This window comes from Pseudomonas sp. TE36184, assembly GCF_054060055.1.
The window spans coordinates 3,211,859-3,234,571 of sequence record NZ_JBSSCU010000001.1 but is presented as its reverse complement, the minus strand read 5'-3'; the positions used below and the strand labels follow the sequence as shown (position 1 = coordinate 3,234,571).

Here is a 22,713-nt window from a genome sequence, read left to right as displayed (position 1 = left end):
TGTTCATTTCCGAAAATGGTAGCTGATAAACGCGCCCACAGCCACCCGACTTCGATTGAAAAAACTCATCGAAGGGCGAGAAAAGGAAAATTTGTGAACATGTGCCTGGGGAAGGCTCAAGGAAATGGGGACTGGATCAATCGCTATCGGGGGCAAGCCCCTCCCACATTTGAATGGGTTCACACATCAAAGTGTGGGAGGGGGCTTGCCCCCGATAGCATCAGTGCAGGCGCTAGACGACTTCCAGCCGAACCTTATGCTGGTTCAACAACTGCACCAGCGCCGGCACCGGCTGCTGGTCAGTCACCAGGCAGTCCACCAGGCTGATCGGGCCCAGGCGAATCATGGCATTGCGCCCGAATTTGCTCGAGTCAGCCGCCAGGATCACCTTGCGCGCATTGGCGATGATCGCCTGGGAAACCCGCACTTCCTGGTAGTCGAAGTCGAGCAGGCTACCGTCTTCATCGATACCGCTGATGCCGACCAGGGCGAAATCGACCTTGAACTGGTTGATAAAGTCGACGCTGGCCTGGCCCACCACGCCGCCGTCACGTCGCACACTCCCGCCAGTCAGCAGCACGTCGAAGTCGTCCTTGGCGCTGAGCATGGTGGCGACGTTGAGGTTGTTGGTGATGATTTTCAGGTGATTGTGGTTGAGCAACGCACGGGCGATGGATTCGGTGGTGGTGCCGATGTTGATGAACAGCGAGGCATGGTCGGGGATTTGTGCGGCGATCGCTTCGCCGATGCGCTGTTTCTCGTCGCGCATCTGGTCGGCCCGCATGGCGTATGCGGTGTTTTCGACGCTGGAATCATAGGCTGCGCCGCCGTGGTAGCGGCGCAACAGGTTGGCGTCCGCCAGCTGGTTGATATCGCGGCGGATGGTTTGCGGGGTGACAACGAACAACTGCGCCATTTCCTCGATACTGACGTAGCCGCGTTCGCGGACCAGTTCGAGGATTTGTTGCTGGCGGGGAGGCAGATTCATTGGGCGTCCTTTGGGCTGCCATACAAAAGTGGCCCATGATGACGCAGGAATCTGCTCCCTGCCAGTTACAACCCTAAGTGGTTCCGGTGAAGGGCTTATTCAGCGCCTTCGTGAGGTTCCCAATCACGGGTGCGGCTCACCGCTTTTTGCCAGCCGGCGTAGAGTTTCTCCTTGGCCGCTTCTTCGAGCTGGGGTTCGAATTCGCGCTCGATCACCGCTTTGCCGCGCAATTCTTCCAGGCTGCCCCAGAAGCCGCAGGCCAGGCCCGCCAGGTAGGCGGCGCCGAGTGCTGTGGTTTCGCGCATTTGCGGGCGTTCGACCTGGGTGCCGAGGATATCGGCCTGGAACTGCATCAGGAAGTTGTTGGCCACCGCGCCGCCGTCCACGCGCAGGGATTTAAGGCGTTCGCCGGAGTCCTGCTGCATCGCGTCCAATACGTCGCGCGTCTGGTAGGCAATCGACTCCAGAGCTGCACGAATAATGTGATCCACGCGCACGCCACGGGTCAGGCCGAACAACGCGCCACGGGCATACGGGTCCCAATACGGCGCGCCCAGGCCGGTGAACGCGGGCACCAGGTACACGCCGTTGCTGTCCTTGACCTTGCCGGCGAAGTATTCGGTGTCGTGGGCGTCGTTGATGATTTTCAGCTCGTCGCGGAGCCACTGTACGGTGGAACCACCGTTGAACACGGCGCCTTCCAGGGCGTAGGCCACTTCGCCACGCGGGCCGCAGGCGATGGTGGTGAGCATGCCGTGCTTGGATTTCACCGCTTTGTCGCCGGTGTTCATCAGCAGGAAGCAACCGGTGCCATAGGTGTTCTTGGCCTGGCCCGGTTCCACGCACATCTGGCCGAACAGCGCGGCCTGCTGGTCACCGGCGATGCCGCCGATGGCAATGCCGCTCTTGGTGCGGCCGTAGATTTCCGACGACGATTTCACTTCCGGCAGCATTTCCCGCGGCACATCGAGGATGTCCAGCATCTTCGCGTCCCACTCCAGGGTGTGGATGTTGAAGAGCATGGTGCGCGAGGCGTTGGTGTAGTCGGTGACGTGGGTCTTGCCGCCGGTGAATTTCCAGATCAGCCAGCTGTCGATGGTGCCGAACAGCAGCTCGCCGTTGCGCGCACGTTCGCGGCTGCCTTCGACGTTATCGAGAATCCACTTGAGCTTGGTGCCGGAGAAGTACGGGTCGGTGACCAGGCCGGTGGTGTCGCTGATGTATTGCTCGTGGCCATCACGCTTGAGCTGCTGGCAGATCTCGGTGCTGCGGCGGCACTGCCAAACGATGGCGTTGTAGATCGGGCGGCCGGTGACTTTGTCCCAGACCACGGTGGTTTCGCGCTGGTTGGTGATACCGATGGCGGCGACCTGGTCATGGTGCAGGCCGGCCTGGGCCAGGGCTTCGACCATTACCGCGCTCTGGGTCGCGAAGATTTCCATCGGGTCATGTTCGACCCAGCCCGCTTGCGGGTAATGCTGGGCGAACTCACGTTGGGCGGTGCAGACCACGTTGGCGTCACGATCGAAGATGATCGCCCGGGAACTGGTGGTGCCCTGATCGAGGGCAATGATGTAGTTCTTATTCTGAATGTCGGTCATGTCGATTGCCTTGGACGAGAAATAAGGAAGTGGGTAAACCGCCTGGGCCACGAAGGGGCAGGGTGGACCAGGCTGGCTATCAGGAAATGCGGGTGTTGCCGTTGACGGCGCTGTCTTCGGTTTCGGCGACAGCGGGTGCGGCGCTTGGCAGGTGACGGGCAATCAGCCCGCGATACGCTGCAGCCCCCAGGCATGCACCGACAATCGGTGCGAAAATCGGCACCAGGAAGTAGGGAATATCACGCCCGCCAGTAAAGGCCATTTCACCCCAACCGGCGAAAAAGGTCATCAGCTTGGGCCCGAAATCCCGTGCCGGGTTCATCGCAAAGCCGGTCAGCGGGCCCATCGCGCTGCCAATCACCGCGATCAGCAAGCCGATCAGCAGCGGTGCCAACGGGCCGCGTGGCAGGCCGTTGTTATCGTCGGTCAGGGCCATGATCACGCCCATCAGGATCGCGGTGATGACCATTTCCACCAGGAAGGCCTGGGCCGTGCTCAGCAGTGCATGGGGATAAGTCGAGAATACCGAGGCCAATTCCAGGCTGGCCTGGGTGCCGCGCACCAGATGGTGGGTTTGTTCGTAATCGAAAAACAGGTTGCTGTAGAGCGTGTACACCAGGGCCGCGGAGCAGAAGGCGCCGGCGACTTGGGCGAGGATATAGAAGGGCAGTTTGCGCTTGTCGAAATCGGCAAAGAGACACAGGGCGATGCTGACCGCCGGGTTCAGATGTGCCCCGGAGATGCCCGCGCTCAGGTAGATCGCCATGCTCACGCCGATCCCCCAGATGATACTGATTTCCCATAAGCCAAAGCTGGCACCCGCGACCTTGAGCGCAGCGACACAACCGGTACCGAAGAAGATCAGAAGCGCAGTCCCCAGGAATTCGGCCATGCATTGGCTCGAAAGTGAAGGCTGTTGAAGTGCAGTTGTCATGGAAAACCTCAATTTGTTGTTCTTGTCTGGCGTCTGGCCTCAACGGGCCTTGCGCGATTTTCACCGTGTCGAGGATCCCCATCCCGGGCACGGCTTACTGCTGGAATGCTGCGGATGTATTCCTACAGTATTCGGAAACGAAAAAATATAGACAAGAATGACTGCTGTCAAAGGTCGAAAGTGAACTATCAGTCATTTTCGAACTATAGGTTTGATGAATGATCACGCTCGCCACAGTAAGTATTGCCATGAGTGAGGGGCGTACTAGAGCGTTTTGTGTGGGCTTGGCCTAGAATTGGCCATCCGTTTGCCACGCCTGGAGCGTCCATGACCCCCGCATTGGATTTGTTGAAAAAAGTTCGCGCCGAACATCGCATTCACAGTTATGAACACGATCCCAAAGCTGCCTCGTATGGCCTGGAGGCCGCGGAAAAGTTGGGTCTGGACCCGGCGCAGGTGTTCAAGACCTTGCTGGCGAGCAGCGAGAAGGGCGAATTATTGGTGGCGGTGGTGCCGGTCGTCGGAAGTCTGGACTTGAAAGCCCTGGCGCACGCCGCCGGGGTGAAAAAAGTCGAGATGGCCGACCCGGCGGCGGCGCAGCGTTCCACTGGCTATCTGCTGGGGGGGATCAGCCCGCTGGGACAGAAAAAGCGTTTGCGCACCTTTATTGATATTACCGCGCAGCCGTTCCCGACGATTTTTGTCAGCGCCGGGAGACGGGGGTTGGAAGTGGAGTTGTCCGCAGCGGTTCTGGCCGAGCATACCCAGGCCACGTTCGCGCCGATCGGCCGGGCCTGAGTTCGAAGGCTGGAGCGGGTTTCTTCAGTTGGCCGGGCTGTAGCGCCGCACACCCGAATCGGTGTGCGGAATCTGCGCCGCCGTGCTGCCGGAAGCCCGGAACAGCACCAGGTGTTCGACGGCGACGCGGATCCCCACGTCTGCACCGACCTGATGGTCGGCGTGGCTGGGGAAGATCGACTCCAACTGGGCGCCCGTCGGCAGTTGCAGGCGGTACAAGGTCGAGGCGCCGAGGAACGTCTTGCCGACTATCCGCGCTTTCAATGCGCTGTCCGGTGCGTAGACGATGTCGTCCGGGCGCAGCAATACATCCACGGCGCCACCTGGCGGCCAGCTATACGCGCGGTTGCCGCGCAGGTCGCCGAGCTCGGTGCTGACCGATTCCGGCGTACACAATTGGCCACGGATGAAATAGCCCTGGCCGACAAAGCTTGCGACGTAGGGTGTGAGCGGTTCGTGATAGAGGTTGTAGGGCGTATCCCACTGCTCCAGGCGACCTTCCTTGAACACGCCGACGTGGTCACTCACGGCAAATGCTTCTTCCTGGTCATGGGTCACCAGGATCGCACTGGTGCCACGTGCCTTGAGAATGTCGCGCACCTCATGGCTGAGCTTGCGTCGCAGCTCGCCATCGAGGTTGGAGAAGGGTTCGTCGAGCAGCAACAATTGCGGCTCCGGCGCCAAGGCGCGGGCGAGGGCCACGCGTTGTTGCTGACCACCGGACAGCTCGTGGGGAAAACGCTTTCCCAGGTTCTTCAGGTTGACCAGCTCCAGCAATTCGGCGACCACGCGGTCTTTCTGCGGGTGCTTGCGAATGCCAAAGGCGATGTTGTCGGCCACGCTCAGGTGGGGAAACAGCGCGTAGTCCTGGAACACCATGCCGATGCGACGTTTCTCCGGCGCCAGGGTGAACCCAGCACTGGAGATGACTTCGCCGGCCAGGCTGATTTCGCCTTCGTGTACCGGTTCGAACCCTGCGATCGCACGCAGGGTGGTGGTCTTGCCGCACCCCGAGGAGCCGAGCAGGCAACCGATGTCGCCGGCGTTGAGGTGCAGGTTGAGGTTCTGTACCACCCGCTGATCTTGATAGCCGCATGCCAGATTGCGCAGGTTCAGCAGTAATGGCTTGCTCATGCGTGGTGGTACGCCGGTTCGACCAGAAATTCGAGCAGGGCCTTTTGTGCATGCAGACGGTTTTCTGCCTGGTCCCAGGCGACCGAACGCGGGTCGTCGAGCAGATCGAGGCTGATTTCTTCGCCACGGTGGGCAGGCAGGCAGTGCATGAACAGCACGTCCGGCGCGGCCAGGTCGAGCAGGGCGCGGGTGACCTGGAACGGTGCAAACAGCTTCAGGCGCTTGGCGGTTTCGTCTTCCTGGCCCATGGAGGTCCAGACATCGGTGCTTACCAGGTGCGCGCCGACCACCGCGTCTTTTGGATCACGCAGGATCTGCACGCGACCATCGGCTTTGGCCAGGAATTCGGCGGACGGTTCGAAGCCTTCCGGGCAGGCGATGCGCAGGTGGAAGTCGAACTGGATCGCCGCTTCTATATAACTGTTGCACATGTTGTTGCCGTCGCCGATCCAGGCCACGGTCTTGCCCTGGATCGAGCCACGGTGCTCGAGGAAGGTTTGCATGTCGGCCAGCAACTGGCACGGGTGCAGGTCATCGGACAGGCCGTTGATCACCGGTACCCGGGAGTTCGCGGAAAATTCGGTCAGGGTGCTGTGGGCAAAGGTCCGGATCATCACCGCATCGAGCATGCGCGACATGACAATCGCGCAATCGCTGATTGGCTCGCCACGGCCCAGTTGGGTGTCACGCGGCGACAGGAAAATGGCCTGGCCACCCAACTGGATCATGCCGGCCTCGAAGGACAAGCGGGTGCGGGTCGACGATTTCTCGAAAATCATCCCGAGTACGCGGTTTTTCAAAGGCTCGAACAGTACGCCGCGGTTACGCAGGTCTTTAAGCTCAATGCCTCGACGGATCACGCTGACCAGCTCTTCGGGCGTGCAATCCATCAGGGAGAGAAAGTGCCTTGCGCTCATCATTAACTACCTTTTTGCAACAGACCGCAGATACTCAAAGCCTTGTTTATTGTGAAAACGGGCGAGACCTGCGGCGAAAGCCGCACGGGGCGACGAAATAGGGGAAGGCGCGATCTTATAATTAAATGTCGCGTCTTACCAATAGGGCTACGGTGTTTAGGGGTGTTCAGACAGGCGCGAGAGCGCTTTTGAAGACGATTTCCTGACAGCAGCGGGTCATTTGTACACTGGCCCTGCGACCTTTTGCAATCCGCGAGGGCGGGGCCAGGCCAGGCTGCGTCGGTTTCAGGGGCACTTCCGCAGGTTTTGAAACATTTTCTCACGCTTGCCCATGGCCTGGCCTGATGCCCTTCGATTCACGCGACGAACGTTGCTGGTGCCCGCCGCAGTCGCGGCCCATAGTCAGGCCAAAGCCCTAATAAAGAGACTGGCCATGACCAAGACTCTCCACCACCGTGCCTGCCATCTGTGCGAAGCCATCTGTGGCCTGACCCTGGAAACCACCCAAGCCGAAGACGGCAGCCTGGCGATCACGTCGATCAAGGGCGACCCACTGGACACCTTCAGTCGCGGGCATATCTGCCCCAAGGCAGTGGCGTTGCAGGATATCCAGAATGACCCGGACCGCCTGCACCAACCCATGTTGCGGGTGGGTAGTGAATGGCAACCGATTGCGTGGGAAGACGCCTTCGCGCTGGTGGCCGAAAAACTGGCGGGCATCCAGGCTCGCTACGGACAGAATTCAGTGGCGGTGTACCAGGGCAATCCCAGCGTGCATAACTACGGGCTGATGACCCACAGCAATTACTTCCTTGGCCTGCTCAAGACACGCAACCGGTTTTCCGCGACGTCGGTCGACCAGTTGCCTCATCACCTCAGCAGCCACCTGATGTACGGCCATGGCCTGTTGTTGCCGATTCCGGATATCGACCACACCGACTTCATGCTGATCCTCGGCGGCAACCCGCTGGCGTCCAACGGCAGCATCATGACCGTGCCCGACGTGGAGAAGCGCCTCAAGGCCATCCAGGCCCGGGGCGGCAAAGTGGTGGTGGTCGACCCGCGGCGCAGCGAGACGGCGGCGATTGCCGATCAGCACCTGTTTGTACGGCCCGGTGGCGACGCCGCGTTGCTGTTCGGACTGCTCAACACGTTGTTTGCCGAAAACCTGACCCGTGCCAGTCACTTGCCAGTCGACGGCCTGGACGACGTGCGCCGCGCAATCGCCGGGTTTACCGCTGAGGCCATGAGCCGCCAGTGCGCGCTGCCTGCCGAGCAGATCCGCCAGCTGGCGCGGGATTTTGCCGCGGCGGACAGGGCCGTGTGTTACGGGCGCATGGGCGTTTCGACCCAGGCATTCGGCACGCTGTGCCATTGGCTGGTGCAATTGATCAATCTGGTCACCGGTAACCTGGATCGTCCAGGCGGCGCCTTGTGTACCACGCCAGCGGTGGACCTGGTGGCCTCCACCTCCGGCGGGCATTTCAATCGTTGGCAGAGCCGTGTGTCGGGGCGTCCGGAGTACGGTGGTGAGTTGCCGGTGTCGGCGTTGGCGGAAGAAATGCTCACCGAAGGTGAAGGACAGATCCGCGCCCTGGTCACCGTGGCCGGCAATCCGGTGCTATCGACGCCGAATGGTCGCCAGTTGGAGCAGGCCCTGGATGGGCTGGAATTCATGGTCAGCGTCGATCTCTACATCAACGAGACGACGCGTTATGCCGACCTGATCCTGCCGTCCACCTCGGCGCTGGAAAACGATCACTACGACACCACCTTCAATATGTTCGCGGTGCGCAATGTCAGCCGTTTCAATCGTGCGATCCTGCCCAAGCCTGACGGCGCGCTGCACGACTGGGAGATCTTCGTCGGCCTGGCCAAGGCGTTTGCCGCGCACACCGGGGTTGCGCTCAAGCCGACCCTGCCACCGGCGCAGATGATCGACTTCGGCCTGCGCGCCGGCGTGTATGGCGATGCTTCCAGCCACCAATTGTCGGTGGCAATGCTCGCCGAACACCCCCACGGCGTGGACCTGGGGCCCCTGACGCCCAATCTCGCCGCGCGCCTGAAAACCGCGAATGGCCGGGTACAGGCCGCGCCGGCCGTGATTCTGGCGGACCTCGCGCGCTTCGCGGCGCAACCGCTGCCACCGGCCGACGAATTGCTGTTGATCGGCCGCCGCCATGTGCGCAGCAACAATTCCTGGATGCATAACTATCACCGCCTGGTGAAGGGCAAGCCCCGGCACCAACTGCTCATGCATCCGGAGGATCTGGCCCGCCGCCAATTGAGCGACGGGCAGCGGGTGAAGGTCAGTTCGCGCATCGGCATGATCGAGGTCGAGGTCGCGGCCAGCCTGGACATGATGCCAGGCGTGGTCAGCCTGCCGCATGGTTGGGGCCACGGGCGTCCGGGCGTGCAGATGACGATCGCCAGCCGTCAGCCGGGTGCCAGCGCGAACGACCTGACCGACGAGCGGCAGTTGGATGAGTTATCGGGCAATGCCGCGCTGAACGGCGTGCCGGTCCACGTAGCTGCGGCATAAGGTCTCCGAGCACCACGCTGGGATTTTGCGTTACAATGCGCCACCGTGCCGACCTGTGAGTCGCAAAGTTCCAGCCGAGGTGTTCCATGGATATCATCGAAACGATCAAAGAGCAGATTGCCAACAACACCATTCTGCTTTACATGAAGGGCTCTCCCAATGCCCCGCAGTGCGGCTTCTCCGCGAAAGCGTCCCAAGCCATCATGAAATGTGGCGAGAAATTCGCTTATGTGGATATCCTGCAAAACCCGGAAATTCGCGCGAACCTGCCGAAGTACGCTAACTGGCCGACTTTCCCGCAACTGTGGGTAGCCGGTGAGCTGGTCGGCGGCAGCGACATCATCAGTGAAATGTTCGAGAACGGTGAGTTGCAGACGTTGGTCAAAGACGCAGCGGCAAAAGCGGCAGCCCAGACTGAAGCTTGATTGGCCTGCAACAAAAAGCCCCGCTTCTCATACGAGAGCGGGGCTTTTTTGTGCTTCATCTGTAGGAGCGAGCTTGCTCGCGAAGAACGTCAACGATAACGCGGGCCCCCTGATGGAATGCGGGGCCCTTGAGTTTTTCGCGAGCAAACTCGCGCCTACCGTGAATAAGGGTTATTCACCCATCTGCGATTGCAGGTAGTTCTCCAGGCTGACCTTGTCGATCAGGCCCAGTTGGGTTTCCAGCCAGTCGATATGTTCTTCCTGGTCTTCCAGGATATCTTCCAGCAGTTCGCGGCTGCCGAAGTCCTTGGTCACTTCGCAGTGAGCGATGGCGGCCTTGAGCTCGCTGTGGCTCTTGCGTTCGAAGCCCAGGTCGCTGCTGATCATTTCGTGGGTGTGCTCGCCGATGTTCAGCTTGCCCAGGTCCTGTACGTTCGGCAGGCCTTCCAGGAACAGGATGCGCTTGATCAGGGCATCGGCGTCCTTCATGGCTTTGATCGATTCCTTGTACTCACGCTTGCCCAGCTTTTCCAGGCCCCAATCGTCATACATGCGCGCATGCAGAAAGTACTGATTGATCGCGACCAGTTCATTGCCAAGGATTTTGTTGAGTTGCTGGATGACTGAGATGTCGCCTTTCATGATTGGGGTCCTGCCCTTTATTCGCGGTATATAAGCAGGAGTCTGCGTGGCGAGCCCCTGAGTGTCAAACCTAAGTTATTGAATAATAAATGAAAATTAATCTGAATAAGAATGTTTGTGTTCCGCGTCTTGGCCCTAACTAATTGAATTGCGGGCATAAAAAAGCCGGACACTAAGTCCGGCTCTTTAAAATACGTTGATTCAGGCGTGTGTAAATTCTGCTGAATAGGGCAGCGCGACCTGAGCTGTTTGCAGCTGCGTCAGGGTTTCCCGTACCACTTGCTTGGCGAGGCAAGCACATTTGCCACATTGGCTGGCAACGCCGGTCGTTTCACGCACTTCCTTGTAGCTGCAGCAACCTTCGTAGATTGCTTCGCGGATTTGTCCGTCGGTGACGCCAGTGCAGAGGCAGACATACATAAGGGAGAACCATCGCGGGTTTAAGGCTTAAGTGCGATGGATCTTAATGTTAACGAGAATGATTGTCAAAGTAGTTTTGCCGTGCTGGGCCGCGACTTTGCCTGTGCGCTGACGAACGGTTTTTTCAGTGTATGATGGTCGGTCTTCACGAAGCGTGACTGCGTCACAGGCTTGTCGCTTATGCGCGGCAGACTCGAGGCCGGTCCTTTTACTTCAATCGTCACCCCTGCATCAGGAGATATCCAATGAGCGTACTCGTCGGCAAACAAGCCCCGGATTTCGACGTACCTGCCGTTCTCGGCACTGGCGAAATCGTTGACAGCTTCAAGCTGTCTGAAGCCATCAAAGGCAAATACGGCCTGGTGTTCTTCTACCCGCTGGACTTCACTTTCGTCTGCCCTTCGGAGCTGATCGCTCTGGACCACCGCATGGACGATTTCAAGGCGCGTAACGTTGAAGTGGTCGCGGTTTCCATCGACTCCCATTTCACCCACAACGCCTGGCGCAACACTGCCATCAACGATGGCGGCATCGGCAAAGTCAAATACACCATGGCTGCCGACATGAAGCACGACATCGCCAAGGCCTACGACGTTGAGTCCGAAGGCGGCGTGGCGTTCCGTGGCGCGTTCCTGATCGATGACAAGGGCGTTGTGCGCTCGCAGATCATCAACGACCTGCCGCTGGGCCGTAACATGGAAGAGCTGATCCGTCTGGTCGACGCGCTGCAATTCCACGAAGAGCACGGCGAAGTCTGCCCTGCCAACTGGAAAAAAGGCGACAAAGGCATGAACGCTTCGCCAGAAGGCGTTGCAGCCTACCTGACCGAGAACGCCGGCAAGCTGTAAGCCACGTTTGCGGTAAAAAAAACCGGCCTGAGAAGGCCGGCTAATGAGATGGTCACCCCCAACACCCTGTGAGGGCTACGCTTTCACGGGGTGTTTTGTTTTCGGAGGCCATCATCATGAGCGAGTCAGCACTGATCGGTATCGATCTCGGCAAACATACTTTCCACCTGCACGGCCAGGATAAGTCGGGCCGCGAGGTGTTTCGCAAAAAATGCTCACGAGCGCAGATGATGCAGTTTTTCGGCAATGTGCCGAGCTGTGTCGTGGTGATGGAGGCCTGTGCAGGGTCGCATTTTGTCGCTCGCCAACTGATGGCGATGGGACACACGGCCAAGCTGATTTCCCCGCAGTTCGTTAAGCCCTTCGTCAAGGGCAACAAAAATGACTTCGTCGACGCTGAGGCGATCTGTGAAGCCGCTTCCCGCCCATCCATGCGCTTCGTTACGCCTAAAACCGAATCCCAGCAAACCCTGTCTGTGCTGCATCGGATGCGCGAATCATTGGTGCATGACCGCACCAAAACGGCTAATCAGATGCACGGTTTTCTGTTGGAGTTTGGAATCAGCCTGCCCAAGGGATTGGCCATCATGAAGCGTTTGGCGAGCGTTTTGGCCGAGCACGAATTACCCGTTCGTCTGACGGTCTTATTGCAGCGCCTGCACGATCACTTCGTCTATCTGGATGAGCAAATCAAAGCGCTGGATAAAGAACTGGCGGGCCAACTGGCCAACGATGATCTGGGCAGTCGTTTGCTGAGCATGCCGTGTGTCGGCCCGATCACCGCCAGCCTGCTGGCTGTGGAGATGGGCGATGGTAAACAGTACCGATGCGGTCGCGACTTTGCCGCCTCCGTTGGCTTAGTGCCCAGGCAGTACAGTACGGGCGGCAAGGCCAATCTGCTGGGGATCAGCAAGCGGGGTGACAAGCATCTGCGACAACTGTTGGTGCAGTGTTCCAGGGTCTATATGCAGAGGCTGGATCACCAGAAAGGCGCTCTGGCTGACTGGGTTAAAACCTTGCTCAGTCGACGACATTCAAATGTCGTGGCCTGTGCCCTGGCTAACAAACTGGCGCGTATCGCTTGGGCGATAGCCGCTCGCCATACGCAATATGAAGCAGGGCCAGACGCTTTGAACGCCTGACCCTGCAGTTGTTGCAGTACCACGATTCACCCTTCAGGTTTTGCGATAGCTGAACAACAGATGATGTGAACGGCACACCGGCCTGGCGAAGATCCTGACATAAAAATCGGCTTCAGAAGCCGACCGGTTTTTAAGGATCGTCAGGCGCGACTCTCATCGTGGCGCTGGGGCATGCCCCAAACAGACGCCGGATAGATTTAAGCAAGCCAACCACACCACCCGTTAATCAGTATTGCAAAAATGGGGGTGACCATAGATTTTTATGCGCGGGATTCCACTTCAGTCGTTGAAGTCTTCCCAGCCGCCCATCTGTTTCCAACGGTTGACGATGCCGCAGAACAGCTCGGCGGTCTTTTCGGTGTCATAGCGCGCCGAGTGGGCTTCGCGACCGTCAAAGTCGATACCGGCGGCCTGGCAGGCTTTGGCCAATACGGTCTGGCCATAAGCCAGGCCGGCGAGCGTAGCGGTGTCGAAGCTGGAGAACGGGTGGAACGGGTTGCGCTTCATGTCCAGCCGCGCCACGGCGGCATTCAGGAAGCCCAGGTCGAAGCTGCTGTTGTGCCCCACCAGGATCGCGCGTTTGCAGCCATTGGCCTTCAACGCCTTGCGCACGCCACGGAAGATATCGGTCAGTGCTGCTTCTTCACTCACCGCCATGCGCAGTGGGTGATCGAGCTTGATCCCGGTGAACTCCAGGGCCGCGGCTTCGATATTGGCGCCTTCGAACGGCTCGACGCGGAAGAAGTGGGTGTGTTCCGCGAACACAAAACCCTGTTCATCCATGCCGATGGTGGTCGCGGCGATTTCCAGCAGCGCGTCGGTGGCGCAGTTGAAGCCACCGGTTTCTACGTCGATGACGACCGGCAGATAGCCGCGAAACCGCTCGGCCATCGGGTGACGGGAACCTCCACCGCTATGCTCGTGTTCGTCATCGTAATGGTCTTCACTCACTTGCTTTCCTCCAGCAGGCGCCAGCGCAGTGTTTCACCGGCGCGCAGCGGGATAACAGTCAGCTCGCCAAACGGCAGGCTGACGGGGGCAGTCCAGTCTTCACGGACCAGGGTGATGCGGTCGGTATTCGCCGGCAGCCCGTAGAAACGCGGGCCGTTGAGGCTGGCGAAGCCTTCGAGTTTGTCCAGGGCGTTGCGTTGGTCGAACGCTTCGGCGTACAGCTCGATCGCCGCATAGGCGGTGTAGCAACCGGCACAACCGCAGGCCGCTTCCTTGGCATGCTGGGCGTGGGGCGCCGAGTCGGTGCCGAGGAAGAACTTCGGGTTGCCGCTGGTCGCAGCGTCCAGCAGGGCCACCTGATGGGTGTTGCGCTTGAGAATCGGCAGGCAATAGAAGTGCGGCCGAATCCCGCCCACCAGCATGTGGTTGCGGTTGTAGAGCAGGTGATGGGCGGTGATGGTCGCGCCAACGTTGGCCGAGGCCTCGGTGACGAACTGCACCGCATCGGCCGTGGTGATGTGTTCGAACACCACCTTGAGGGTCGGAAACAGCTCGACCACCCGGCGCATATGCTCGTCGATGAAGATCTTCTCGCGATCGAACACGTCGACATCGCCGCGGGTGACTTCACCGTGGATCAACAGCGGCATGCCGACTTCGGCCATCGCTTCGATCGCCGGCAGGATCTTGTCGATGCTGGTCACGCCGGAGTCGGAGTTGGTGGTCGCGCCCGCCGGATACAGCTTGGCGGCGTGTACGAAACCGCTGGCCTTGGCCTCGCGGATTTCGTCGGGCTGGGTGCGGTCGGTCAGGTAGAGCACCATCAGCGGTTCGAAGCGGCTGCCGGCCGGCCGTACAGCGAGGATGCGCTGGCGATAGGCGTCGGCCTGCGCGGCATTACGCACCGGAGGTACCAGGTTAGGCATGATGATGGCGCGGCCAAACGTGCGCGCAACATCGGCCACGGTGTGGGGCAACGCAGCACCATCGCGAAGATGAATATGCCAGTCGTCGGGACGCAGCAGGGTCAGGCGGTCGGACATTGGGGATTCCAGGCGGGTCAATCTGGTGGGAATGCTACCGGAAAAGACTCTTGCAGGCACTCGCTATCAAGTTTTGCCGGATGCATCCGATAGCCTTTGGTATGCCTTAACGATGTATGACGCTTTGAAGTGTTGTAGAAACCAGTGGAGCCTCCCGTGCGCCAGCATTATCTAGCCCTGCTCAGTGTGTTCGCCAGCCTGCCTGCGATGGCCCTCACGTTCCAGACACGTCTGGAGAATATTGAGTGGAAGGTGGAGGGCGACAAATTCGAGTGCCGCTTGACCCAGCCGATCACCGATTTCGGCTCGGGTGAGTTCGTGCGCCGGGCCGGCGAGCAGGCGACATTCCGTCTGAAAGCCTTTAACGGCTTGCTCGGCGCAGGATCGGCGACCCTGCTGGCGGCGGCTGCGCCATGGCAACCGGGCCGTGGCGATATCAACCTCGGCGCCGTGCGTGCCGGCAGTGGCGAGGTCTTGTTCAACAGTTCCCAGGCCCAGGCCGGGCGCCTGTTCAATGGCCTGCTCGAGGGGCGCAGCCCGACCGTGCGGCATTACGGGCGTGAAGGCGGCTATTCGGAAATTCGTCTGTTGCCGGTGAAATTCAACAAAGCCTACAACGACTATCAACTGTGTACCGCCAAGCTGCTGCCGATGAATTACGATCAGGTCAAGCAGACCGAAGTCGGCTTCCCCGGTGGCGGTATCGAGCTCGACGCAGCGGCCAAGCGCAAGCTGGCGGTGATCGTCGAATTCATGAAGGCCGATCCGACGGTCAACCATATCGAATTGAACGGTCACTCCGACAACAGCGGCAATCGCCTGACCAATCGCGATGTCTCGCGCCGTCGCGCATTGGCGGTGATGGACTACTTCAAGGCCAACGGCGTGCCGGAATCGCAGATCACCATGCGTTTCCACGGCGAAAGCTACCCCTTGGCGCCCAATACCAATGCCGCCAACCGCGCGCGCAATCGGCGCGTCAATATCCAGCTCGAACGCGTGGCTGCCCCCGAGAAACCGGCGGTGCAAGCCAAGGGCCCGAGCAACCCCGCCGCTACGTCATAAGGTGCGACCATTGGTCGCCCGCTCGACATAATCTGTCGCTTTATCTTCATTTGCTGTCGCGCCCCTGTAATTTCGCGGTTTTGATCGGTAGAATCGTTGCCTTTCCGTAAAACCCCGTGGAGTGATGGCATGGCCGACGTAAACAAGGTCGTTCTCGCGTATTCCGGCGGCCTGGACACTTCGGTGATCCTCAAGTGGCTGCAGGATACTTATAACTGTGAAGTGGTGACCTTCACCGCTGACCTGGGTCAGGGCGAAGAGGTCGAACCTGCACGCGCCAAGGCGCAAGCCATGGGCGTCAAAGAGATCTACATTGACGACCTGCGCGAAGAGTTCGTCCGCGATTTCGTTTTCCCGATGTTTCGCGCCAACACCGTCTACGAAGGCGAGTACCTGCTGGGTACCTCCATCGCACGTCCGCTGATCGCCAAGCGCCTGATCGAAATCGCCAATGAAACCGGCGCTGACGCCATTTCCCATGGCGCCACCGGCAAAGGCAACGACCAGGTGCGTTTCGAACTGGGCGCCTATGCCCTCAAGCCGGGCGTGAAAGTGATTGCCCCTTGGCGTGAATGGGACTTGCTGTCCCGTGAAAAGCTGATGGATTACGCTGAAAAGCATGGCATCCCGATCGAGCGTCACGGCAAGAAGAAGTCCCCGTACTCGATGGACGCCAACCTGCTGCACATCTCCTATGAAGGCGGCGTGCTGGAAGACACCTGGACTGAGCACGAAGAAGACATGTGGCGTTGGACCGTCTCCCCGGAGAACGCTCCTGACAAGCCGCAGTACCTGGAACTGACCTACCGCAACGGCGACATCGTCGCGCTGGACGGCGTCGAGATGACCCCGGCCACCGTACTGGCGACCCTGAACCGTATCGGCGGCGAACACGGTATCGGCCGTCTCGACATCGTCGAGAACCGTTACGTGGGCATGAAGTCCCGTGGCTGCTACGAAACCCCAGGCGGCACCATCATGCTGCGCGCCCACCGCGCGATCGAGTCGATCACCCTGGACCGCGAAGTGGCTCACCTCAAAGACGAGCTGATGCCCAAGTACGCCAGCCTGATCTACACCGGCTACTGGTGGAGCCCTGAGCGTCTGATGCTGCAACAGATGATCGACGCTTCCCAGGCTCACGTGAACGGCGTTGTGCGCCTGAAGCTGTACAAGGGCAACGTGATCGTCACCGGTCGCAAGTCCGATGAGTCGCTGTTCGACGCCAACATCGCCACCTTCGAAGAAGATGGCGGTGCCTACAACCAGGCGGACGCAGCAGGCTTCATCAAGTTGAATGCACTGCGCATGCGTATTGCGGCCAACAAGGGTCGCAAGTTGTTCTGAGTGTTCCCGTCGAAATGAAAAGTGGCCCCTTGTTCAGGGGCCATTTTTTTTGCCTGTAAAAAAGGCGCGGCGATCCTGATGTTTAAAGTTGTTTAGGTTTGTTTAAAGTCTATCGAGGTTCGTCGTTTCAGAAAGTTTGATGCCTGGCCCGCCGAGGAATGAATTATTTACACCTGAGTAGGAACTATGTCTTACAGAAAATTCACTCACCAAAGTGCGGCGTAGATGTAAGTCGCGGAAAGTTCTGTAGGAAATTTATGGTGTAAATAAATATGTTGAATGGAACTGAAATCATCAGGCTTTTTTTACCTGTCGGCCCATGCGGTCGCGACATGCAAGGGGCATTTCCTGAAACGGGTGTGCGCTGCGTTTACGGGTGCCCCCCTATTCACCGGATATTTCTCTCAAAATATGTGCGAGCCCGGAAAGGTCTGAAAGGCTCCATAAAACTCGAAACATCTGAGTTGGTGTTTTTTTGTAGGTTAATTCCTATCTCGTTGTGGGTTGGGTCTCTGCTTGCTGTTGCTTGGGGTGGAACGCTATGCCAACTAGGAAACGACTAGGCTATTGTGCTTGCTCTGAATAATTCGAACAGCGAAATTGGACTTTCTCATGAATAAAGTGCTGATCGTGGATGATCATCCCGTCATTCGTCTTGCTGTGCGCATGCTAATGGAGCGTCATGGTTATGAGGTCGTTGCCGAGACCGATAACGGTGTCGATGCGTTGCAACTTGCACGGGAACATATGCCGGACATTGTCATACTGGATATTGGAATTCCCAAACTCGATGGCCTGGAAGTTATCTGCCGGCTGTCGTCCACCAAACAGGCCACACCGTTCAAGGTGCTGGTCCTGACTTCCCAGGCGCCGGGCCATTTCTCCATGCGCTGCATGCAGGCGGGGGCGGCCGGGTACGTGTGCAAGCAGCAGGACCTGACGGAATTGCTGAGTGCCATCAAGGCGGTGCTGTCCGGCTACAGCTACTTTCCCAACCAGGCGCTGAATTCGGTGCGTTCCACCATGGGCAATGCCAGCGAGGCCGACATGGTCGAGCGCCTTTCGGGACGCGAGATGATGGTGTTGCAGCAACTGGCGCGCGGCAAAACCAACAAGGAGATCGCCGACGGCATGTTCCTCAGCAACAAAACCGTCAGCACCTATAAGACACGCTTGCTGCTCAAGCTCAATGCCCGCTCACTGGTCGATCTGATCGAGTTGGCTCAACGCAATGGCCTGGTCTAGAGGAGGGCGCCACCCCATGGCTGGATAGCCAGGCGAATCGGCAGAAAAAAGCCTCCGTGAGGGAGGCTTCCGGCCGTTCTCGGCTGATCAGAGGTCGAAATCGTAATCGGCCAGCTGTTTTTGCAAGCGTCGCTCTTCCAGAAGGTTGTCGATGGTGCGGCGTTTGCTTAGATTGGTCTTGGCCACCTCTACAGGTGCTTCCTGCCCATCGTCATCCGACTCGACAAGGTCATCGTCCACTTCCAGTTGTTCTTTGCCAGTGCTCATAACGTTAACTCCGGGCTAAGACTGCCGTTGGCGCTCCTTATAACGATATTCCATGAGCGGGTAAAAAAGATTTTTTCAATCGATAGATCGAAAAAACCTATGATCCCTCAATCGTCCGACGTCTTGTCCTTGTATTCGCACAGGTCTTCGATGCGACAGCTGCCGCAGCGCGGCTTGCGGGCCTGGCAAACGTAGCGCCCGTGAAGGATCAGCCAGTGGTGCGAATCGAGCAGATACGGCTTGGGGACAAACTTCATCAGTTGTTTTTCCACTTCCACCACATTCTTGCCGCGGGCAATGCCGGTGCGGTTGCTCACCCGGAAAATGTGAGTGTCCACGGCCATGGTCAGTTGCCGGAACGCCGTATTGAGCACAACGTTTGCCGTTTTGCGGCCCACGCCTGGCAAAGCCTCCAGCGCTTCGCGGGTTTGCGGCACTTCGCCGCCATGCCGCTCCACCAGTAGGCGGCAGGTCTCGATGACATTTTTCGCCTTGCTGTTGTACAAGCCGATGGTCTTGATGTATTCGGACAAACCTTCCACGCCCAAGGCATGGATCGCTGCCGGCGTGTTCGCCACGGGATACAGTTTGGCCGTGGCCTTGTTGACGCCGACGTCTGTGGATTGGGCCGAGAGAATCACCGCAATCAGCAACTCAAACGGCGTGGAGTAGGCCAGTTCGGTTTTGGGTTCCGGATTGTCTTCGTGGAGCCTGCGGAAAATTTCCAGGCGTTTTGCGGCGTTCATGGGGCAGGCGATTCCTTGCTGGCGGTCAGCGTGATTGTGAAAAATGGGCCCAGGCTTGCAACCCTGCGAGCAATAACCCAAGCAGGATAAACCCGGCCGGCATCAATGTGGTGGCGGCACTGGCGCGTAACAACCCCATGACGAGCATGAGCGCGGCGAACAGGCCGACTAACCGTAGCTGCGCCTTGCGCTGGCCCGCCTCAAAGAAACCATGGTGTTCCAGGACGACGCATTGCACGCTGATCAGCGCGAGGTAGATGCCCAACTGCTGATACAGCGGCAGCGCAAATGCCTGCAACAGTAGCTGCACACAACTGACCAGTGTCGCGGCGACCATCAAGCTGGCACCCAGCCGCAGGGACGCGCTCAGGCGCGAGCGCACCGCGCGCATGACCAGGCCGTAGAGCGTTACGGTCAGCGCCGACAACGCCAGGAAGCTCAGGGCTTTGGGCAGGGTGTCAGTCACCCCGAGCAACGGTGCCAGCATCGCTGCATTGGCCAGGCCAACGGCTCTAGTCATGGGCGTCGGGCTCCAGCAGGGATGAGCGGTGCTCGTCGAAATAGCGCAAAGCGTCATGGGTGGCGCTGATCACCGCTCGAGAGGTGAGGGTGGCACCGGCTATTTGATCGACGGTCGAGTCTTGCATGTCCGTGCGTGAACGCCCCTTGAATGAGGCCAGCCAAGGGTTGCCGGGCTGGCTGATAAGCCCGCCCAGGCTTGGGGTTTCCGATTGCGCCAGGGTCTTGATGCCCAGCAGCTTGCCGTTGAGGTCAATGGCGATCAGCAGTTCGATCGGGCCGGCATAGCCGCTGGTGCTCAACCGCAGCAGCACCGCGCTGGGTTGGCCCGACAGGCTCACCCGATAGCCACCCAGCAGTTGGCTCTCCTCCAGCGGCTGCGCAGCGATCGGCAGCGGTTGCTCCAGCGGCTGATTGTCATAACGGTCGGCGGGTAGCAGGTCGAGCAACGCCTGGCGCTGCAGGGCCAGGGCCTGGCGCGCGGCGTGATCGGCGGTCAGGTGCTGAAGGGTCAGGATCAGCGTGCCGCCGCCGATAGCGATCAGCAACGCCAGCAGTACGCCTCTGCGCGACTTCATAGGCTGACCGCCGGCTGTTTCGCGGCCACCAGGCGTTCCAGCGCCGGCACGGCCAGGTTCATCAGCAGCACCGCAAAGGCTACACCGTCCGGGTAACCGCCCCACGTGCGAATCAGATACGTCAACAGGCCCACGCCCGCCCCGAACAGCAGCCGGGCCCTGGGGCTTTTCGGGCCGGAGACCGGCTCGGTGACGATAAAAAATGCGCCGAGAAGCGTGGCGCCCGTCAGCAGATGAAACAGCGGCGAGCCGTGAGAGTCAGAGCCCGAGCCATTCCAGCACAGCAGGCTGATCACAAACAGGCTACCCAACATGCCCAAGGGCGCGTGCCAACTGAATACCCGCTGGCGCAACAACCACAGCCCGCCGGCCAGAAACGCCAGGTTCACCCACTCGCTGCCCTTGCCGCCGACATGCCCAAATGCCGGGTTGCGCGCGAACAGTTCATCGATGGTCAGGCTTTTGTTCAGTCGCAGGGCGTCCAGTGCCGTGGCCTGGGCCCAGGCATCGGGCGCGTCGCGGTGCAGGCCGAATACCTGTTGTGCGCCGGCCAGCAGGTCCATGCCGTGGGTGGTCGGCCAGTGCGTCATGAGTTGCGGAAAGGCCACCAGCATCGACGCATACCCGACCATCGCCGGGTTGAAGGGGTTGCGCTGGCCGCCGTACAGGTGCTTGCCCAGCAGCAGTCCACTGGCCACGGCCGCCACGCACAGCCACCAGGGGCAATAGGGCGGCAGTGCCAGGGCGAGCAGGGTCGCGCTGACCAGGCTGCTCAGATCGCCGCCACGCGCTCCCCGCAGGCGTTGCACGCCCGCATCGACCAACAGTGCGCAGCCCGTCGCCAGCAACAGATTGATCAACACGCCCCAACCGAACAGCCAGAACATTGCCAGCCCACCCGGCAGTGTCGCCAGCAGCACCCGTTGCAGGGCCTGTTGAGGCTCAAGCGTGGCCATGGGCATCCACCTGGCGCTGTGCTGCGTCGAGATTGGCGTGTGCCTCGGCCAGTTGCTGTGGGTCGGCGTTCCGATCCTGGGCTTTCTTCAATTCGGCGCGCCGCATTGCCAGTTGGATTTTGGCGCGCTTGAGATCGGCGGCGTTGGCGGGGGCCGGCGTTGCAGGCGCGGGGTTCACCTCCAGAGCGGCCAATGCCTGCTCCGCGGCTTCGAACTGTTGTTGCAGCACGATCAGTTGCGACTGCTGTTCAAAGGTGGGCGGATGCCCGAATGCCTTCAAGGATTTATGCAACTGTGCACGGCTCATCGCCACGTTGATCTTGGCTTTCTTGATCGCGGCGTCCTGGGCTGCCTGCGCTGCATCGATCGGCACGGCGGCCAACGGCGCGGCTCGCTTGGCGCGGGCCAGGCGTTCGGCCTGCTTGTGTTCTTCTTCCCGTTGCAGGCGCGCGTTGCGTTGCTCAAAGCGTCGCCGTGCGCGGTCTCGCTTCAAGCCGCGCGCGCGGCGCTCGTGGTCGTTGGTCGCCAGGCCGCCGACAATCGGCAGTACCGCCACTAGCGGGCGCATCTCGATGCAATCGACCGGGCAGGGCGCGACGCACAGGTCGCAACCGGTGCATTCGTCGATGATCACGGTGTGCATCCATTTGGCCGCGCCGACAATTGCATCCACCGGGCAGGCCTGGATGCATTTGGTACAGCCGATGCATTCGGCCTCACGGATGTAGGCAATCTGTGGTGGCGCTTCGCCGCGGCTGGTGTCCAGTGCCAGTACCGGCACGTTCAGCAACTGCGCGAGCGCGCCGATCGTTTCCTGCCCGCCCGGCGGGCACTTATTGATGGCTTCGCCTTGGGCGATCCCTTCGGCGTAGGGCTTGCAGCCCGGGTGCCCGCACTTGCCGCATTGGGTTTGCGGGAGCAGCGCGTCGATACGTTGAATCAGGCTCATGCTTTGATCATTGCGTTGAAACCCAGAAAAGCCACCGCCATCAGCCCGGCGCTGATCAGTTCGACCGGCAGGCCACGGAAGGGCAGCGGGATGTCGTTGTCGGCGATGCGCTGGCGCAAGTCGCTGAACAGGCTCAGCACCAGCCAGAAGCCGAGCCCGGCGCCCACGCTCAGTGCCGCCATGTGCGCCAGCCCCTCATCGTCTTCAATGCCCAGCAACACCACGCCCAGTACCCCGGCGTTGCCCAGCAGCAGCGGCCATAACCCTTCCGTCGGCAGCGTCGGGCGCAGGCGCATGAGCGCGCCGAGCACGGGGCGGATCAGCAGCGCGGTCAGCGGTAACAACACCCACAGCCGCAGGGCAGTCAACCCCAACGGTTGCAGCACGTAGTGATCCAGCAAATAGGCCAGCACGCCGCTCACTGCCATCAACACGGTGGTGGCAATCCCCAATGCATGCACCCGCGAGCGTGAATGCGCGGCCAATAGCGGGTCGACGGCCAACGGCATCTGCAACACGAGGTTGTTGATCAGGGCGGCGCTGACAAGGGTGAGGAGCATATCGGTCATGGGCATGCCGGTTAAGCGAACAGGGCCTGATTATCCGGCAAGCGAGAAGGGGGTACTAGCTGAAAAGCCCTGTCGCCGCGACGACAG

Annotated in this window: 23 protein-coding genes and 1 pseudogene; 8 read left to right on the top strand and 16 right to left on the bottom strand. The window is 59.9% G+C overall.

The window, feature by feature from the left end; all coding sequences use genetic code 11:
- Positions 1 to 232: 232 nt before the first annotated feature.
- The 3 genes from ACVWZP_RS14560 to ACVWZP_RS14550 all read right to left on the bottom strand — a co-directional run bounded on the left by ACVWZP_RS14560 (position 233) and on the right by ACVWZP_RS14550 (position 3,523).
- Positions 233 to 988, bottom strand: a complete 756-nt coding sequence (locus ACVWZP_RS14560) for a DeoR/GlpR family transcriptional regulator (protein WP_017844613.1) — start codon at positions 986 to 988, stop codon at positions 233 to 235.
- A gap of 95 nt (positions 989 to 1,083) precedes the next feature.
- The gene (gene glpK / locus ACVWZP_RS14555; RefSeq protein ID WP_017844614.1) at positions 1,084 to 2,589 is read right to left on the bottom strand and encodes a glycerol kinase GlpK; all 1,506 of its coding nucleotides are present in this window, start codon (positions 2,587 to 2,589) and stop codon (positions 1,084 to 1,086) included.
- Positions 2,590 to 2,668: 79 nt separating this feature from the next.
- Complete coding sequence (locus ACVWZP_RS14550; protein WP_026139753.1) at positions 2,669 to 3,523, bottom strand: MIP/aquaporin family protein; 855 nt, start codon at positions 3,521 to 3,523, stop codon at positions 2,669 to 2,671.
- 327 nt (positions 3,524 to 3,850) lie between these two features.
- Here ACVWZP_RS14550 and ybaK point away from each other — a divergent pair, with 327 nt between their 5' ends.
- Positions 3,851 to 4,321 carry a Cys-tRNA(Pro) deacylase gene (gene ybaK, locus ACVWZP_RS14545; RefSeq protein ID WP_017844616.1) on the top strand — a complete coding sequence of 157 codons (471 nt, stop codon included), beginning with the start codon at positions 3,851 to 3,853 and terminating at the stop codon, positions 4,319 to 4,321.
- Between the two features lie 24 nt (positions 4,322 to 4,345).
- On the opposite strand, the gene ACVWZP_RS14540 is transcribed toward ybaK, so the two are convergent.
- Together ACVWZP_RS14540 and argF are read right to left on the bottom strand one after the other, a co-directional pair.
- Complete coding sequence (locus ACVWZP_RS14540; RefSeq protein ID WP_079442950.1) at positions 4,346 to 5,455, bottom strand: ABC transporter ATP-binding protein; 1,110 nt, start codon at positions 5,453 to 5,455, stop codon at positions 4,346 to 4,348.
- On the bottom strand, positions 5,452 to 6,372 hold the full coding sequence (argF, locus tag ACVWZP_RS14535) for an ornithine carbamoyltransferase (protein WP_026139754.1): 921 nt from the start codon (positions 6,370 to 6,372) through the stop codon (positions 5,452 to 5,454). Before argF ends, ACVWZP_RS14540 begins: the two co-directional genes overlap by 4 nt.
- A gap of 433 nt (positions 6,373 to 6,805) precedes the next feature.
- Here argF and ACVWZP_RS14530 point away from each other — a divergent pair, with 433 nt between their 5' ends.
- Positions 6,806 to 8,914: a molybdopterin oxidoreductase family protein gene (locus ACVWZP_RS14530; RefSeq protein WP_102617512.1), complete on the top strand. Its 2,109-nt coding sequence runs from the start codon at positions 6,806 to 6,808 to the stop codon at positions 8,912 to 8,914.
- An 86-nt stretch (positions 8,915 to 9,000) separates the two neighbouring features.
- Complete coding sequence (grxD, locus tag ACVWZP_RS14525; protein WP_046384543.1) at positions 9,001 to 9,339, top strand: Grx4 family monothiol glutaredoxin; 339 nt, start codon at positions 9,001 to 9,003, stop codon at positions 9,337 to 9,339.
- A gap of 171 nt (positions 9,340 to 9,510) precedes the next feature.
- Here grxD and bfr read toward each other — a convergent pair whose 3' ends face one another.
- Together bfr and ACVWZP_RS14515 are read right to left on the bottom strand one after the other, a co-directional pair.
- Entirely contained in the window at positions 9,511 to 9,981 is a 471-nt protein-coding gene (gene bfr, locus ACVWZP_RS14520) for a bacterioferritin (protein WP_017844621.1), read from the bottom strand.
- 201 nt (positions 9,982 to 10,182) lie between these two features.
- Positions 10,183 to 10,401: a bacterioferritin-associated ferredoxin gene (locus ACVWZP_RS14515; protein ID WP_026139755.1), complete on the bottom strand. Its 219-nt coding sequence runs from the start codon at positions 10,399 to 10,401 to the stop codon at positions 10,183 to 10,185.
- A 245-nt stretch (positions 10,402 to 10,646) separates the two neighbouring features.
- Between ACVWZP_RS14515 and ACVWZP_RS14510 the strand changes: the two genes are divergently transcribed.
- Positions 10,647 to 11,249, top strand: a complete 603-nt coding sequence (locus tag ACVWZP_RS14510; RefSeq protein ID WP_017844622.1) for a peroxiredoxin — start codon at positions 10,647 to 10,649, stop codon at positions 11,247 to 11,249.
- Positions 11,250 to 11,365: 116 nt separating this feature from the next.
- Positions 11,366 to 12,391, top strand: coding sequence for an IS110 family RNA-guided transposase (locus tag ACVWZP_RS14505; RefSeq protein WP_079443074.1), 1,026 nt, complete (start codon positions 11,366 to 11,368; stop codon positions 12,389 to 12,391).
- A gap of 279 nt (positions 12,392 to 12,670) precedes the next feature.
- On the opposite strand, the gene rnt is transcribed toward ACVWZP_RS14505, so the two are convergent.
- Positions 12,671 to 13,342: a ribonuclease T gene (gene rnt / locus ACVWZP_RS14500; RefSeq protein WP_017844623.1), complete on the bottom strand. Its 672-nt coding sequence runs from the start codon at positions 13,340 to 13,342 to the stop codon at positions 12,671 to 12,673.
- The gene (gene pyrC, locus ACVWZP_RS14495) at positions 13,339 to 14,385 is read right to left on the bottom strand and encodes a dihydroorotase (protein WP_017844624.1); all 1,047 of its coding nucleotides are present in this window, start codon (positions 14,383 to 14,385) and stop codon (positions 13,339 to 13,341) included. Before pyrC ends, rnt begins: the two co-directional genes overlap by 4 nt.
- 156 nt (positions 14,386 to 14,541) lie before the next feature.
- On the opposite strand from pyrC, the gene ACVWZP_RS14490 reads away from it, so the two are divergent.
- The 3 genes from ACVWZP_RS14490 to ACVWZP_RS14480 all read left to right on the top strand — a co-directional run bounded on the left by ACVWZP_RS14490 (position 14,542) and on the right by ACVWZP_RS14480 (position 18,042).
- Positions 14,542 to 15,450, top strand: coding sequence for a flagellar protein MotY (locus tag ACVWZP_RS14490; protein ID WP_046384542.1), 909 nt, complete (start codon positions 14,542 to 14,544; stop codon positions 15,448 to 15,450).
- A 129-nt stretch (positions 15,451 to 15,579) separates the two neighbouring features.
- Positions 15,580 to 16,797 carry an argininosuccinate synthase gene (locus ACVWZP_RS14485; RefSeq protein WP_017844626.1) on the top strand — a complete coding sequence of 406 codons (1,218 nt, stop codon included), beginning with the start codon at positions 15,580 to 15,582 and terminating at the stop codon, positions 16,795 to 16,797.
- Between the two features lie 612 nt (positions 16,798 to 17,409).
- Positions 17,410 to 18,042, top strand: coding sequence for a response regulator transcription factor (locus tag ACVWZP_RS14480; protein ID WP_017844627.1), 633 nt, complete (start codon positions 17,410 to 17,412; stop codon positions 18,040 to 18,042).
- Between the two features lie 87 nt (positions 18,043 to 18,129).
- On the opposite strand, the gene ACVWZP_RS14475 is transcribed toward ACVWZP_RS14480, so the two are convergent.
- From ACVWZP_RS14475 to ACVWZP_RS14445, 7 genes and pseudogenes are all read right to left on the bottom strand, one after another.
- On the bottom strand, positions 18,130 to 18,309 hold the full coding sequence (locus ACVWZP_RS14475) for a PA3496 family putative envelope integrity protein (RefSeq protein WP_017844628.1): 180 nt from the start codon (positions 18,307 to 18,309) through the stop codon (positions 18,130 to 18,132).
- A 107-nt stretch (positions 18,310 to 18,416) separates the two neighbouring features.
- The gene (nth, locus tag ACVWZP_RS14470; protein ID WP_046384541.1) at positions 18,417 to 19,055 is read right to left on the bottom strand and encodes an endonuclease III; all 639 of its coding nucleotides are present in this window, start codon (positions 19,053 to 19,055) and stop codon (positions 18,417 to 18,419) included.
- 25 nt (positions 19,056 to 19,080) lie between these two features.
- Positions 19,081 to 19,575, bottom strand: a complete 495-nt coding sequence (locus ACVWZP_RS14465; RefSeq protein ID WP_046384540.1) for an Rnf-Nqr domain containing protein — start codon at positions 19,573 to 19,575, stop codon at positions 19,081 to 19,083.
- Positions 19,568 to 20,152, bottom strand: coding sequence for an RnfABCDGE type electron transport complex subunit G (locus ACVWZP_RS14460; protein WP_457369873.1), 585 nt, complete (start codon positions 20,150 to 20,152; stop codon positions 19,568 to 19,570). Before ACVWZP_RS14460 ends, ACVWZP_RS14465 begins: the two co-directional genes overlap by 8 nt.
- Positions 20,149 to 21,108, bottom strand: coding sequence for an RnfABCDGE type electron transport complex subunit D (locus ACVWZP_RS14455; RefSeq protein ID WP_046485775.1), 960 nt, complete (start codon positions 21,106 to 21,108; stop codon positions 20,149 to 20,151). Before ACVWZP_RS14455 ends, ACVWZP_RS14460 begins: the two co-directional genes overlap by 4 nt.
- Before the next feature lie 556 nt (positions 21,109 to 21,664).
- A pseudogene (rsxB, locus tag ACVWZP_RS14450) lies at positions 21,665 to 22,036 on the bottom strand (electron transport complex subunit RsxB); the annotation flags it as partial.
- A gap of 17 nt (positions 22,037 to 22,053) precedes the next feature.
- On the bottom strand, positions 22,054 to 22,626 hold the full coding sequence (locus ACVWZP_RS14445) for an Rnf-Nqr domain containing protein (RefSeq protein ID WP_046384536.1): 573 nt from the start codon (positions 22,624 to 22,626) through the stop codon (positions 22,054 to 22,056).
- Positions 22,627 to 22,713 lie beyond the last annotated feature (87 nt).

Coding starts and splice junctions, on each gene's coding strand:
- ACVWZP_RS14560 (WP_017844613.1), bottom strand. CDS start 988: ATGAATCTGCCTCCCCGCCAGCAACAAATCCTCGAACTGGTCCGCGAA.
- glpK (WP_017844614.1), bottom strand. CDS start 2,589: ATGACCGACATTCAGAATAAGAACTACATCATTGCCCTCGATCAGGGC.
- ACVWZP_RS14550 (WP_026139753.1), bottom strand. CDS start 3,523: ATGACAACTGCACTTCAACAGCCTTCACTTTCGAGCCAATGCATGGCC.
- ybaK (WP_017844616.1), top strand. CDS start 3,851: ATGACCCCCGCATTGGATTTGTTGAAAAAAGTTCGCGCCGAACATCGC.
- ACVWZP_RS14540 (WP_079442950.1), bottom strand. CDS start 5,455: ATGAGCAAGCCATTACTGCTGAACCTGCGCAATCTGGCATGCGGCTAT.
- argF (WP_026139754.1), bottom strand. CDS start 6,372: ATGAGCGCAAGGCACTTTCTCTCCCTGATGGATTGCACGCCCGAAGAG.
- ACVWZP_RS14530 (WP_102617512.1), top strand. CDS start 6,806: ATGACCAAGACTCTCCACCACCGTGCCTGCCATCTGTGCGAAGCCATC.
- grxD (WP_046384543.1), top strand. CDS start 9,001: ATGGATATCATCGAAACGATCAAAGAGCAGATTGCCAACAACACCATT.
- bfr (WP_017844621.1), bottom strand. CDS start 9,981: ATGAAAGGCGACATCTCAGTCATCCAGCAACTCAACAAAATCCTTGGC.
- ACVWZP_RS14515 (WP_026139755.1), bottom strand. CDS start 10,401: ATGTATGTCTGCCTCTGCACTGGCGTCACCGACGGACAAATCCGCGAA.
- ACVWZP_RS14510 (WP_017844622.1), top strand. CDS start 10,647: ATGAGCGTACTCGTCGGCAAACAAGCCCCGGATTTCGACGTACCTGCC.
- ACVWZP_RS14505 (WP_079443074.1), top strand. CDS start 11,366: ATGAGCGAGTCAGCACTGATCGGTATCGATCTCGGCAAACATACTTTC.
- pyrC (WP_017844624.1), bottom strand. CDS start 14,385: ATGTCCGACCGCCTGACCCTGCTGCGTCCCGACGACTGGCATATTCAT.
- ACVWZP_RS14485 (WP_017844626.1), top strand. CDS start 15,580: ATGGCCGACGTAAACAAGGTCGTTCTCGCGTATTCCGGCGGCCTGGAC.
- ACVWZP_RS14480 (WP_017844627.1), top strand. CDS start 17,410: ATGAATAAAGTGCTGATCGTGGATGATCATCCCGTCATTCGTCTTGCT.
- ACVWZP_RS14475 (WP_017844628.1), bottom strand. CDS start 18,309: ATGAGCACTGGCAAAGAACAACTGGAAGTGGACGATGACCTTGTCGAG.
- nth (WP_046384541.1), bottom strand. CDS start 19,055: ATGAACGCCGCAAAACGCCTGGAAATTTTCCGCAGGCTCCACGAAGAC.
- ACVWZP_RS14465 (WP_046384540.1), bottom strand. CDS start 19,575: ATGACTAGAGCCGTTGGCCTGGCCAATGCAGCGATGCTGGCACCGTTG.
- ACVWZP_RS14460 (WP_457369873.1), bottom strand. CDS start 20,152: ATGAAGTCGCGCAGAGGCGTACTGCTGGCGTTGCTGATCGCTATCGGC.
- ACVWZP_RS14455 (WP_046485775.1), bottom strand. CDS start 21,108: ATGGCCACGCTTGAGCCTCAACAGGCCCTGCAACGGGTGCTGCTGGCG.
- ACVWZP_RS14445 (WP_046384536.1), bottom strand. CDS start 22,626: ATGACCGATATGCTCCTCACCCTTGTCAGCGCCGCCCTGATCAACAAC.